The sequence below is a fragment of the Cytobacillus sp. FSL M8-0252 genome, assembly GCF_038007345.1.
GTDB classification, from domain to species: Bacteria; Bacillota; Bacilli; order Bacillales; family Cytobacillaceae; genus Cytobacillus; species Cytobacillus kochii.
In genome coordinates this window covers 4,120,010-4,133,237 of sequence record NZ_JBBOWZ010000001.1, presented here as the reverse complement: position 1 = coordinate 4,133,237, position 13,228 = coordinate 4,120,010, and the positions used below count along the sequence as shown (strand labels likewise).

The 13,228-nt window shown below is 38.1% G+C and carries 14 protein-coding genes; 12 read left to right on the top strand and 2 right to left on the bottom strand.

Annotation, left to right across the window (positions count from 1 at the left end; genetic code table 11):
* Window positions 1–9 precede the first annotated feature (9 nt).
* Genes MKX83_RS20950 through MKX83_RS20935 form a run of 4 tightly spaced genes read left to right on the top strand, consistent with a single transcriptional unit; the run spans window position 10 to window position 2,889 of the window.
* Window positions 10–582, top strand: a complete 573-nt coding sequence (locus tag MKX83_RS20950; protein ID WP_341057616.1) for a carbohydrate ABC transporter permease — start codon at window positions 10–12, stop codon at window positions 580–582.
* Window positions 583–585: 3 nt separating this feature from the next.
* On the top strand, window positions 586–972 hold the full coding sequence (locus MKX83_RS20945) for a carbohydrate ABC transporter permease (protein ID WP_341057611.1): 387 nt from the start codon (window positions 586–588) through the stop codon (window positions 970–972).
* 13 nt (window positions 973–985) lie between these two features.
* Entirely contained in the window at window positions 986–1,801 is an 816-nt protein-coding gene (locus tag MKX83_RS20940; RefSeq protein WP_328198144.1) for a carbohydrate ABC transporter permease, read from the top strand.
* Between the two features lie 20 nt (window positions 1,802–1,821).
* Window positions 1,822–2,889, top strand: coding sequence for an ABC transporter ATP-binding protein (locus MKX83_RS20935; protein WP_095371845.1), 1,068 nt, complete (start codon window positions 1,822–1,824; stop codon window positions 2,887–2,889).
* 244 nt (window positions 2,890–3,133) lie between these two features.
* On the opposite strand, the gene MKX83_RS20930 is transcribed toward MKX83_RS20935, so the two are convergent.
* Together MKX83_RS20930 and MKX83_RS20925 are read right to left on the bottom strand one after the other, a co-directional pair.
* Complete coding sequence (locus MKX83_RS20930) at window positions 3,134–3,559, bottom strand: VOC family protein (protein ID WP_095371846.1); 426 nt, start codon at window positions 3,557–3,559, stop codon at window positions 3,134–3,136.
* Between the two features lie 420 nt (window positions 3,560–3,979).
* A complete protein-coding gene (locus tag MKX83_RS20925; RefSeq protein ID WP_095371847.1) occupies window positions 3,980–4,285 on the bottom strand; it encodes a YkvA family protein in 306 nt (101 codons plus the stop codon).
* A gap of 350 nt (window positions 4,286–4,635) precedes the next feature.
* On the opposite strand from MKX83_RS20925, the gene MKX83_RS20920 reads away from it, so the two are divergent.
* The 8 genes from MKX83_RS20920 to cccB all read left to right on the top strand — a co-directional run bounded on the left by MKX83_RS20920 (window position 4,636) and on the right by cccB (window position 12,894).
* Window positions 4,636–5,703: a YecA family protein gene (locus tag MKX83_RS20920; RefSeq protein ID WP_340976497.1), complete on the top strand. Its 1,068-nt coding sequence runs from the start codon at window positions 4,636–4,638 to the stop codon at window positions 5,701–5,703.
* Between the two features lie 190 nt (window positions 5,704–5,893).
* Window positions 5,894–8,419 carry a preprotein translocase subunit SecA gene (gene secA / locus MKX83_RS20915; RefSeq protein ID WP_307319552.1) on the top strand — a complete coding sequence of 842 codons (2,526 nt, stop codon included), beginning with the start codon at window positions 5,894–5,896 and terminating at the stop codon, window positions 8,417–8,419.
* A 130-nt stretch (window positions 8,420–8,549) separates the two neighbouring features.
* A protein-coding gene (prfB, locus tag MKX83_RS20910; RefSeq protein WP_157733891.1) for a peptide chain release factor 2 occupies window positions 8,550–9,660 on the top strand; the annotation gives its coding sequence in 2 pieces (ribosomal slippage) (window positions 8,550–8,621 and window positions 8,623–9,660; 1,110 coding nt in all).
* 205 nt (window positions 9,661–9,865) lie between these two features.
* A complete protein-coding gene (locus MKX83_RS20905) occupies window positions 9,866–10,147 on the top strand; it encodes a hypothetical protein (protein WP_341057600.1) in 282 nt (93 codons plus the stop codon).
* Window positions 10,128–10,295: a hypothetical protein gene (locus MKX83_RS20900; protein ID WP_340976493.1), complete on the top strand. Its 168-nt coding sequence runs from the start codon at window positions 10,128–10,130 to the stop codon at window positions 10,293–10,295. The genes MKX83_RS20905 and MKX83_RS20900 overlap by 20 nt, the downstream gene beginning before the upstream one ends.
* Window positions 10,296–10,382: 87 nt before the next feature.
* On the top strand, window positions 10,383–11,087 hold the full coding sequence (locus tag MKX83_RS20895) for a hypothetical protein (RefSeq protein ID WP_340976492.1): 705 nt from the start codon (window positions 10,383–10,385) through the stop codon (window positions 11,085–11,087).
* A 521-nt stretch (window positions 11,088–11,608) separates the two neighbouring features.
* Window positions 11,609–12,484 (top strand): YitT family protein, encoded by an 876-nt coding sequence (locus MKX83_RS20890; RefSeq protein ID WP_095371852.1) that lies wholly within the window; start codon window positions 11,609–11,611, stop codon window positions 12,482–12,484.
* A 56-nt stretch (window positions 12,485–12,540) separates the two neighbouring features.
* Window positions 12,541–12,894, top strand: a complete 354-nt coding sequence (cccB, locus tag MKX83_RS20885) for a cytochrome c551 (RefSeq protein ID WP_095371853.1) — start codon at window positions 12,541–12,543, stop codon at window positions 12,892–12,894.
* Window positions 12,895–13,228 lie beyond the last annotated feature (334 nt).

Here is a 13,228-nt window from a genome sequence, read left to right as displayed (position 1 = left end):
GGGAATCTTATGAGTGAGGTAAAAAGCATAATCGTATCAGAGCAAGGAAAAAAAGTGAACGGGCAGAAAAACAGACGTGTTGCTCGTTCACTTATAAAATGGAAACCTTATTTATTTTTACTACCTGCAATTCTTTTATTAGGGGTTTGGATGTATAAACCGTTACTATCTACTTTTGTTTTAGCCTTTCAAAAGTGGAGTATGGTCCCAGGCACAGAACCTATTGCAGTAGGGTTAGATAATTTTATTCGCTTGTTCCAAACTAAGGACTTCGTTCAATCTATTGAAAATACAGTTTTTTATACAGTGGGTATACTACCTTTCTCTATCATCATTCCAATGCTTTTAGCTGTAGCAACAAATGGGTTAAATGGCAGAGTGAAAAATGTGTATCGGGCAATGTTTTTCATCCCAATGATATTGGCACCAGTAACTGTAGGGGCAATCTGGAGATGGCTCTTTCATCCTGCCAATGGATTAGTCAATATTACATTACAAAAACTTGGAATCACCGATGCAAACATCTCTTTCTTTACTGATCCAGTCTATGCGAAATGGCTCATTCTTTTGATGACAGGATAGGGCTTGATTGGATTTAGTACGATTATTTTCTCTGCAGCATTGACCAATATTAACAGAGATTATTTCGAAGCAGCAGCTTTAGATGGTGCGACGAAATGGAAGCAATTAATGACGATCACTATTCCTTTATTGTCACCAACAATATTGTTTATGCTCACAATGAGTATTCTATTTTCTAGTCAATTTACCTTCGCTTATATTGATATTTTAACAGCAGGCGGTCCGTTCGGTACGTCAACGAATATTTATTATGAGATGTATAAATATGGATTCAGTAACTTAAATGCAGGATTAAGTTCAGCAGCCGCGACGTTATTTTTTATTGTATTTGCGATCATTGCTATCGGTTTAAATGTGTTAACGAAAAAATTTGCATTCTATGATAATTAAGGGAGTAAAAGTGATGAAACGGATAAAATCAGTAACGGTACTTCAGCATTTTCTATTAATAATGATGAGTATCATCGCTATTTTCCCACTATATTGGATGATTATCTCTTCATTTAAAAATGAATCTGAAATTTTCACAAGTTCTTTTATACCACAGGCACCAACATGGCAAAATTATCTATATGCATTCGCAGAAATGCCTATTATACAAATGTTATTTAACTCATTTGTAGTTGCTACTTTAATGACGATTTTGCAGTTGTCAACCAGTTTATTAGCGGGGTATGCATTAGTCCGATGGAGTTTTAAAGGGAAACTTTTAATTTTTACATTACTTAGCTTAACTTGGCTGATTCCTTTTCAAGCGGTAATGATTCCAAACTATGTGTTGATTAATCAAATAGGTTTAAATGAAAATCCATTAGGTATTGTCTTACCATTCGCTGCATCAACCTTTGCTATTTTATCAATCTATCAAAGTTTTAAGTCATTTCCTACAGCACTAATTGATGCGGCAAGGTTAGATGGAGAGTCTGACCTCGGTATTTTATTAAGAATTATCCTTCCAAATATTCGTTCGACCGTCATTTCATTGGGCATTATTCTTTTTATTAATGCTTGGAATGAGTATTTATGGCCAATGTTAGTGACGAAAGAAATGGAGAATGCACCCATTCAAATTGGATTGAAGTCTTTTGTCAATTCGGATGTGAATATGTGGGGATCACTGATGGCAGCTACAACTATCTCATGTATACCGATATTACTTATCTACTTATTTTTACAAAAACATATCGTTGACTCTTTTGTTCGATTTGGCATCAAATAAATAAGCTGGAGGCGTAAATTATGGGGAGTATTAAAGTTGAACAAATGAAGAAATCTTTCGGTCAAAAAGAAATACTAAAAGGAATCGATGTTGATATACCAGATGGATCCTTTGCCATTTTACTAGGTCCTTCAGGATGCGGTAAGTCAACGCTATTGCGTATGATTGCTGGTTTAGAAGAACCGACAAGTGGGTCTATTTTTATTAATGACCAAGATATTACCTATAGCGAGCCTAAAGACCGTGATATCGGCATGGTTTTTCAAAATTATGCATTGTATCCGCATATGACAGTATTTAAGAACATTGAATACGGATTAAAAATAAAAAAAATAGAGAAAAACAAACGTCTGATCATGGTAAATAAAGTGATTGAGATGGTGGAGTTAACAGAACACGCTAATAAGCGTCCAGGTGAGTTATCAGGGGGGCAAAGGCAAAGGGTGGCGTTAGCGAGGGCTATTGTTAAAAGGCCGCACGCGTTTCTAATGGACGAGCCTTTGTCCAACTTGGATGCAAAACTGAGGAATCAAATGAGACAAGAACTTATTGAATTACAAAAAGAATTACAAACTACCTTTCTTTATGTCACACATGACCAAATTGAAGCGATGTCAATGGGGTCATATATCATTATTATGAACAATGGTCATATCATGCAAAAAGGGACACCGAAGGAGATCTATACAAATCCAGCCAATCTATTCGTAGCACAATTTATCGGCTCACCCCCCACAAATATATTGTCTTATGGTGATTATTCCATCGGTATCCGACCAGAAAATATGAGTATGAAGGAAGATGACCTTAATGTGAATGCTGATTATGTATTAACAGGTGCCGTTGTTTCTACTGAACATTTAGGTGGAGAATCTATCTATTGTCTTACAACGGATTGGGGGAAAGTTTTTGTAAAAGGTGAGTCCACTTGGCAAACACCTACTAAAGAATCCCTAATCGCATTTTCAAAAGAAGATGTCTTGGTATTTGATAAGAGTGGGGAAAGAGTGAGAGATGTTAATTTGGTAGAAAATCTTTTAGCAGATATGAAGGTAAGTAATAATAGAAGAGAACCAGTAGTTTTATAACAGGTATGCGCAATTCCAGGTAGGAGATTGCGCTTTTTTAAGTTTTGTAGGGGCCACCGGGAATTATTCATTTGCCGAATCGAATTTTTTCTGGTGCTTCTTTTATTTGTGCCCCCACAGTAAAATTTCGACGTTTGTTGTATCGCTCACAACCTTTGCTAAATATCGCTTATTTTAGGATACATGATCAAAAAGCTGAATAAACAAAAGCCCCTTCTAAAGTAGAAGAAAGGGCTGATTTACATTAGTCTTGCGGAAGAGCTGAAACTTGCCACTCTACTCCATATTTATCAGTTACTTGTCCATATGATGGGCTCCAAAACGTTTCTTGTAGAGGCATTGTAACTTTCCCCTCTTTAGACAATTTCTCAAATATTTGTTTTGATGAATCCACTGAATCGATTTGAATGGCAATGGTTACTTGATTTCCAATCGTATAAGGAGCTCCAGGAAAATTATCGGAAAGCATCATAGTGGTATTGCCTACTTTAAATTGAGCATTCAATACACGGTCCTGTGCTTCACTTGGAAGTGGGTGATCCGGATCCTCTGGCATCTCTCCAAATGTTTGCAACGAAATAAGCTCTGCGTTAAAGACATCAACATAAAATTGCACTGCTTCTTTTCCATTTCCGTTTGTTACTACATAAGGGTTTACTGCTACAATCATTTTTAGCACCTCATCGTCTCATTTTTTTACCACAGAATATTTATTTGTATACCTTGTATCAAACTTTATTTCTATATTTCTACTAAAACAGATTTACACCTTCTATTTCGTAAAAAAAAGAGAAGCATTTAAGCTCTCTCTTAACTTCATACTTTAGATAATCCGAAAATAGTGTTAATAAGTACCCTCTACCATAGCCTTTATCTGCCTGGGAAAATCAACAGGCATAAGTTTCTTTAGATTCCCCTTCATAGGAGATTACGAAAGGAATATTCTTTCAAAAGTCACTTCGACTTCACTTCTTACCGACAGCCTTGAGTAAACAAGATTTTTGCTTCAATAGCTTACATTGATTCATTGTCTTAATTAAACGCAAAAAAAGCCCTCAACAAGAACAGAGGGCAATCCACATATAAGCATTTATTTCTTCACGGGTTTCTGGTTGTCATCCAAGAGCTTCGAGTACTTCAGTTTCAACCGGTCCGGTGCATATTTAACCATGCTTTGGAGGATAAAGGTTGTGAAGAGTACATCATCTGTGATACCGATGATATAAAGAAAGTCTGGAATGAGATCTATTGGAATGAGAATATAGGCAATCGATACGCCTACAGGAAGTAGTTTCTTCCATAAAGGAATATCTTTAGCTGCTAAGTATTCAAAGAAAAAAGGAATGAATCTCCAGAAGGTTAGGACAAACCCAACACGTTTAAAGAATTTCTTCATCTTCCTCTTCCTTTCCGAGTGTTGTCTGTTATTTCCCTCATCATACCTGTTGAGATGATTATTGACAATCTAAATGCTGTTTATGTTCATTACCCCTACTCTTTAGAAGATATCCTTTACTCTATCAGTTGAATTATACTGAATCATTCCATCTTTTCTAATTTTCTATTAAATGACCTTAGCCCTAGATTAATGTTAGTATAGAATAGCGATAATTTTGTAGGTTAGCCGGGGGCACTTATTGTGAGTCGGCTTTTAGTTGAGTTGGTATATCCGCGATCAACGAAAGTAGATAACTAATCATATATAATAGAACAAGCTGTTCCTAGGTGATGAGAGGAGAATGAAATATGCAAACAGCTGTGAAAATTAATCGAAATGACCCTTGTCCTTGTGGCAGTGGAAAAAAATACAAAAAATGCTGTGCGAAAAAGGAAACAATTACTATTACAGAACTCATTGATAATGAAGTGAGCGAGTTACAAAAAGAATTACGTATTTTTGCGTATCAAAGATATGGTAACGCCATTAGAAGTGAGTATCAACAACTAATGGAAAAATTGGAAGATACCGATAAAGATGACGCGGAATTTTTCGAATTTATGATGCCTTTCTGGTATATTCCATTTAAAACGGTTGAAGACGGTGAAACGATTCTTCATAAGTTTATTGAACATAAAGAATCAGCTGTCTTAAGACCAAGATTACAAGAAATTCTACAATCTTGGAAAGTGGCGATCCCGGTAGCTGGGAAAGTGATTGGACTTGATGATAGAGACCTACATTTTGTTGATACACTGACAAATGAATCGTATACAGTCGTATTAGATGAAGCAATGAATGATTTTTCTGAAGGTTGGTTTGCTTTCGGTGTATTATTCCCATATGAGGACAAATATACCGCTTTCCCTTGCTTATTCGAAGTATCAGAAGGAAAAGCAGCAGATTATGAAGGTTATCTAAAAGATGATTTTGCAGCGATCGGAAATAATCATGCTATCCAATATCTCGAAGATCATTTCTTGGAGCTCATGCATCGCCTTCCAGAGGCAGCAGCAAGTGTAGATATGGATGCTTATGAATGGCCAACCGAAGGGGCTAAACAAGTGGCAGAGCAATTTGAAAAAGATATGACTACAGCGGGAGAATCGCAATGGGTCATTAACTTCGGTGTAGGTGTGTGGGTAGAATACATTAAACAAACGAATAAACGTATTCAAAAAGCAGAAAATTATATTGCTGCACTACGTTATTTTGTTTATGAACAGTCAGGTGTCGAATCAAGTATGACACAAAAAGAGCTTGGGGAAAAATACGGGCTAACAGCTGGCCGCGTATCCACTTACTATAGGGATATTCAGAGCCAAGTAGCTGCATTTATTGACGATATTTTTAATAAAACGAAGCAAGATATTTAAATGGGAGAGAAGCTAGTAATGAATCTAGCTTCTTTCTTTATTATTTCGCCGCCCTATATGACAAAAATTACACCCTCACACCTGACAAAAGTTGTCTCTACCCATGCGAAGTGGTATCATTAATACCATATATCATTGTTTCAGGATGACACATTAAATAGACATCTCCAATAGATAAAGGAGCGTTTGTATGCTTGGGATTTTAAATAAGGTTTTTGATGTGAATAAACGTGAATTAAAACGCCTAACGAAAACGGCGGAACAAATAGAAGCATTAGCTTCGAAGATGGAAGCGCTGAGTGATGAACACTTAAAAGCGAAAACGGGTGAGTTCAAAGAGCGTCATCAAAAAGGTGAATCGCTTGATGATTTACTAGTAGAAGCATTTGCTGTGGTAAGAGAAGCGTCAAGACGTGTGTTTGGCTTATACCCTTATCCCGTACAGTTAATGGGTGGGGCAGCACTTCATGATGGCAATATATCTGAAATGAAAACCGGTGAAGGTAAAACTTTAACTTCGACGATGCCGGTTTATTTAAATGCGATTTCAGGAAAAGGTGTACATGTTGTAACAGTCAATGAATACTTAGTGACTCGTGATGCTACTGAAATGGGACAACTATATGATTTCCTTGGACTAACTGTTGGTTTGAACTTAAATGGTATGTCTAAAGAGGAAAAACAAGCAGCCTATGCAGCTGATATTACTTATAGTACAAACAATGAATTAGGTTTTGATTATTTACGAGACAATATGGTGCTTTATAAAGAGCAAAAAGTGCAACGGCCGTTAAATTTTGCAGTTATTGATGAGGTTGACTCGATTTTAATTGATGAAGCGCGTACACCATTAATTATTTCTGGATCCGCACAAAAATCAACGAAACTCTATTTACAAGCGAATGCCTTTGTTAGCCGCTTAAAGGTAGAGGAAGACTTTACTTATGATGAAAAAACAAAAGGTGTGCAATTAACGGAAGAAGGGATGACAAAGGCCGAGAAAGCTTTTGGCATTGAAAATTTGTTTGATGTTTCTCATGTTTCTTTGAATCACCATATTACGCAAGCGCTAAAGGCACACACAAGTATGCATAAAGATGTGGACTACGTTGTACAAGAAGGCGAAATTGTGATTGTCGACCAATTCACTGGCCGTCTCATGAAAGGTCGTCGTTATAGTGATGGTCTTCACCAATCAATTGAAGCGAAGGAAGGCTTAGAAATTCAGAATGAAAGTATGACCCTTGCTTCCATTACATTCCAGAACTACTTCCGTATGTATGAGAAATTATCAGGTATGACAGGTACAGCGAAAACAGAAGAAGAGGAATTCCGTAACATTTACAATATGAATGTTATTGCAATTCCGACAAACCGTCCTGTTGCACGTGATGATCGTTCTGATTTAATTTATGCAACGGTGGATGGAAAATATCGTGCTTTAGTGGAAGACATAGCAGAACGCCATAAAAATGGGCAACCAGTCCTTGTTGGTACAGTTGCCATTGAAACGTCTGAAATTATCTCAAAATACTTAACGAAAAAAGGGATTCCGCATAATGTCTTGAATGCGAAAAACCATGGTCGTGAAGCAGATATTATTTTAGATGCTGGTAAGTCTGGCGCCGTTACGATTGCTACAAATATGGCTGGTCGTGGTACTGATATCAAACTTGGTGAAGGTGTCAAAGAAGTTGGCGGCTTAGCTGTTATCGGTACAGAGCGACATGAAAGTCGTCGAATTGATAACCAGCTCCGTGGTCGTTCTGGTCGTCAAGGTGATCCTGGTGTCACCCAGTTCTATTTATCAATGGAAGATGAATTAATGCGTCGTTTTGGCTCGGATAATATGAAAAACATGATGTCGAAGCTCGGCATGGATGATTCGCAACCGATTCAAAGTAAAATGGTTTCACGTGCAGTTGAATCCGCCCAAAAACGTGTAGAAGGAAATAACTTCGACGCACGTAAACAATTGCTTTCATATGATGATGTTTTGCGTCAGCAACGTGAGATTATTTATACACAAAGAAATGAAGTGCTTGATTCAGAGAACTTAAGAGAAATTGTCGAGCGTATGGTTCATAGCGTCTTAACACGGAACGTCCACGCTTTTGCTTCACAAACAGAAGAAGATGGTGACGATGAATGGAACTATGAAGGATTAATTGATTACGTTAAAGGAAATCTTCTTCCAGAAGGAACGGTTACGGTGGAAGATATTCGCAGAAAAGAAGCGGATGAAGTAATCGATCATATTTGGGATAAAATCATTGCCTTCTATAATGAAAAAGAAGAAAAAATGCAAAGTGAACAAATGCGCGAATTCGAAAAAGTAATTATGCTTCGTGCTGTTGATACAAAATGGATTGATCATATTGATGCCATGGATCAACTTCGTCAAGGGATTCACCTGCGTGCGTATGGACAAATTGATCCACTGCGCGAATATCAAAAAGAAGGATTCCACATGTTTGAAATGATGATTGCTGCTATTGAAGAAGATGTAGCGAAATATGTGATGAAAGCAGAAATTCGTGACAATCTTCAACGTCAAGAAGTAGCAAAAGGCCAAGCTGTCAACCCGAAAGAAAGTGAAGACGGTAAACAGAAGAAGAAAAAGCCTGTTGTCAAACAAATGGATGTTGGTCGTAATGATCCATGTATTTGCGGCAGTGGAAAAAAATATAAAAACTGCTGTGGTGCAAAAGGTTAACAATATCTGAATAAGAGCCGGCAAAAACCTGTTTATAAGGGTCGCTGCCGGCTTTTTACACCAAGTGTTTCACTTTGCCGGGAGAAGTTATATAATATAAAGGTTAAAAATATGTGTAGAGGTGACCAAGATGGAATTAGCAGAGATTCGTCATGAGTTAGAGAAAACAGCTAAAATTTTAGCGGACTTTAGGGGGTCTCTTTGACTTAGAAAACAAAGAGGCACGTATTGCAGAACTTGATAACGAGATGCTTCATCCTAGTTTTTGGGATGATCAACAAGCCGCACAAGTAGTGATCAATGAGTCCAATGCATTAAAAGAACAAGTCAATGAGTTCAATGATTTAAATGAGACGTTCGAGAATCTCGAATTAACATATGAATTAGTAAAAGAAGAAGCAGATGCAGAGCTACAAGAAGAGCTTGAAACGGAGATCGTCGCTTTATCTAAGCGTTTAGCTGATTTTGAGCTGCAATTGCTTTTAAGTGAAGAATACGATAAAAATAACGCGATTTTAGAACTTCATCCAGGTGCTGGTGGTACAGAGTCTCAGGACTGGGGTTCGATGTTATTACGTATGTACACTCGTTGGGCAGAGAAAAAAGGATTTAAAGTAGAAACATTAGATTACCTGCCAGGTGACGAAGCGGGAATTAAGAGCGTAACATTGTCTATTAAAGGACATAATGCATACGGCTATTTAAAAGCGGAGAAAGGCGTTCATCGACTCGTACGTATTTCGCCATTTGATTCTTCTGGCCGTCGCCATACTTCCTTCGTATCTTGTGAAGTAATGCCAGAATTCAACGATGAAATTGAAATTGATATCCGGACAGAGGATTTGAAAATTGATACGTACCGTGCCAGTGGAGCAGGTGGACAGCATATCAATACAACGGATTCAGCGGTAAGGATTACGCACTTACCGACAAATGTCGTTGTTACATGCCAGTCAGAACGTTCCCAAATTAAAAACCGCGAACAAGCAATGAAAATGCTGAAAGCGAAACTTTACCAAAAGAAAATCGAAGAACAAGAGCAAGAATTACTAGAGATCCGTGGAGAACAAAAAGAAATTGGTTGGGGAAGCCAAATTCGTTCCTACGTCTTCCACCCATACTCTATGGTCAAAGACCACCGTACAAACACCGAATCAGGCAATGTACAAGGCGTCATGGACGGAGACCTAGACATCTTCATCAACGCTTACCTACGCTCTAAATTGAGCTTAGGTGAATAAGAAGGAAAGCAGCGTCCGCAATGGAGGACGTTGCTTTTCTTATATTGGTGATAGTTTTATGTTGGAAACGAGGTTTGGTAAGTGGGGCAGAAGTGAGGGGGGATGAACGCTATGTGAAGCGGGGTTTGTGAGTCACTTGGAAAGAAGAAGGGGAATGAGAATGAGAGCTTTGTAAAGTGGATTAGTGAGCCGCTCAGCAGGAAAATTGGGAAAGAGAGCTTCGCAAATTGGAATTGTGAGTCACTTAGCAGGAAAAATGGAAATGAGGGCTTCGCAAATTGGAACTGTGAGTCGCTCAGAAAGAAAACCGAAAATGAGAGCTTCACAACCTGGAACTGTGAGTCACTCAGAAAGAAAACCGAAGCTGAGAGCTTCGCAAACAGGAATAGCAAGTCACTCAGAAGAGAGAACTGAAGCTGAGAGCTTCGCAAACAGGAATAGCAAGTCACTCAGAAAGAGAACTGAAAATGAGAGCTTTGCAAACTGAATTAGTAAGTCACTCAGCAGGAAAATTGGAAATGAGAGCTTCACAAACTGGAATTGTGAGTCACTCAGAAAGAGAACCGAAAATGAGGACTTCACAAACTGGATTAGTAAGTCACTCAGAAAGAAAACCGAAAATGAGAGCTTCATAACCTGGAACTGTGAGTCACTCAGAAATAAAACCGAAGCTGAGAGCTTCACAAACAGGAATAGCAAGTCACTCAGCAAGAGAACCGAAAATGAGAGCTTCACAAACTGGAACTGTGAGTCACTCAGAAAGAAAAAGGAAGATGAGAGCTTCACAAACTGGAACTGTGAGTCACTCAGAAAGAAAAAGGAAGATGAGAGCTTCGCAAACTGGAATAGCAAGTCACTCAGAAAGAGAACCGAAAATGAGAGGTTCGCAAACAGAAATAGCAAGTCACTCAGCAAGAGAACCGAAAATGAGAGCTTCACAAACTGGATTAGTTAGTCACTCAGCAGGAAAATTGGAAATGAGAGCTTCACAAACTGGAATTGTGAGTCACTCAGAAAGAGAACCGAAAATGAGGACTTCACAAACTGGATTAGTAAGTCACTCAGAAAGAGAACCGAAAATGAGAGCTTCGCAAACAGGAATAGCAAGTCACTCAGAAAGAGAACTGAAAATGAGAGCTTCGCAAACTGGATTAGTAAGTCACTCAGCAGGAAAATTGGAAATGAGAGCTTCACAAACTGGAATTGTGAGTCACTCAGAAAGAGAACCGAAGCTGAGAGCTTCACAAACAGAAATAGCAAGTCACTCAGAAAGAGAACCGAAGCTGAGAGCTTCACAAACAGGAATAGCAAGTCACTCAGAAAGAGAACTGAAGCTGAGGGCTTCACAAACAGGAATAGTAAGTCACTCAGAAAGAGAACCGAAGCTGAGAGCTTCACAAACAGAAATAGCAAGTCACTCAAAATGAAAATCAGAAGTGGAAGCACAGCTACCGTATCCCTTGAAAGGTTTTCACATCTATGTTGAGGAAGAACAATTAGCGCATCCAGTCAAGAAGATTCCACAATGGAAAAAGGATTGAGTTTCTATACGAATTAGAATTATCCGGCTATTCATGGCTACAAAAAATCAAAAAATACAACTAGCTGAAACCAAGCAGCTCCCTTTAAAGTAAGCCTCTCCTTACACCCACCACATGTATCCCTAAAATAAATCTAAATAGAGAACGTATAGTCTTCCCGCATAATCCCATCCACCACAACTCATAATAAAATTTATATCTTTGTTTATTTACCCCTTTAACACAGTAGTTGAATGTCATTTACATAGGATAAAAGCCATGCTATACTCACTCTCTGAAAAGACAAAGGTGATGAAAAGATTGAATTGTGTGCATTTACTCGTAATTGAGACGATTTCTTATTGCCTCGTGTCCTTTAGCAAATGAACATCATATAAGACTTGGCACTAAGGAGGCATTTTACGTAAATGAATACTCAAAAAGTAAATAAAAAGAAACGAAAGACAGGATCAGGGAACTCAAAGCTAGTTGAATACGTATTCGTATTGATTGGATCGGCACTTGTCGCTATCAGTTTTAACTTATTCTTACTACCAAATGAAGTGGCCTCAGGGGGAGTAAGCGGGATTAGTACAATATTGAAGGCAATTACAGGATGGGAGCCAGCTTATGTGCAGTGGGCACTAAACATTCCCCTATTTATTGCTGGCGTCATATTATTAGGTGGATCATTCGGTATTAAAACATTAGTAGGAACCATATTCCTTCCTTTCGTCGTTTTCTTAACAAAAGACTTGGAGCCTTGGACTATGGATCCGTTACTTGCCTCTTTGTTCGGTTGTATTGGTGTCGGTTTGGGTCTAGGTATTACTTTCCGCGGGAAGGCATCTACAGGTGGGACTGACTTAGCAGCTCAGATTATTCATAAATATACCGGATTATCTCTCGGTGTATGTGTGGCACTTATTGATGGATTGATTGTGATAGCAGCTGCTGTAGTGTTTGATATTGAAAAAGGTTTATATGCATTAATTGGCCTATATGTAACGAGTAAAACCATTGATATAGTTCAGGTTGGCCTTGGTAGGAAAAAAATGGCGCTTATTATTACTAACCGTCAAGATGAAGTTCGTGATGGAATTTTGAATAAAATTGATAGAGGTGTGACAAAACTATCAGCATACGGTGGATATACAGATCATGAACGTCCTGTTTTAATGTGTGTGGTTGATCAGACAGAGTTCACGAAATTGAAACAACTGGTTCAATCAATTGACCCATCTGCTTTTATCATTGTTAGCGATGCTTCAGAGGTACTTGGAGAGGGTTTTAAACGGGCGTAATATTGGTATAATTTCACTGTAATCTGTAAATTTTCCTATAAAGGGAGGTAAATGTAATGAAGAAAAAGCTTTTATCAATTCTTTTCGGCTCAGCTCTTGTTTTTTCACTCGCTGCATGTGGTGGCAATGATGAGGCAGGTGAAGACACTGCAACAGATGATAATACGAGTGGTGAAGAGTCAACAGCAGATGCGGGAGATGCACAAAAACTGTATGACAATAACTGTATGAGTTGTCATGGTGGCGATCTTTCAGGGGGCGCTGGACCTGCGCTAGATAAAATCGGTGCTAACTACTCTGCTGATGAAATTCACGATATTATTATCAACGGTAAAGGTGCAATGCCTGGCGGACTCTTGAATGAAGAAGAAGCAAATACAGTTGCTGAATGGCTTGCAGCTAAAAAGTAATAAAAGAGAAAAATCGCGCTCACTCACAGCGCGTTTTTTCTTTGGGAAAAATAAAGAAAAATCGACAAATGTGTCATTACCTTAGGGTGAAAAACGTCACTAGCATATCCAGTCAACAATAGAGCTGCTTACATAATATTAAACGGAAAATTGCGACAAAAGAAAGGTCTAATTATCTAATATTGGAAAATAATTCTATTATAATTCCTCAAAAGTAGACATATTTACCTATAATATTACTGTGTTGAAAAGAAAATGTAATAATTTTATGCGTTATTTTGACAATATATGATGTTATAATGGGTGAAGTAAACGTAAGAAATGTTGTTTGATC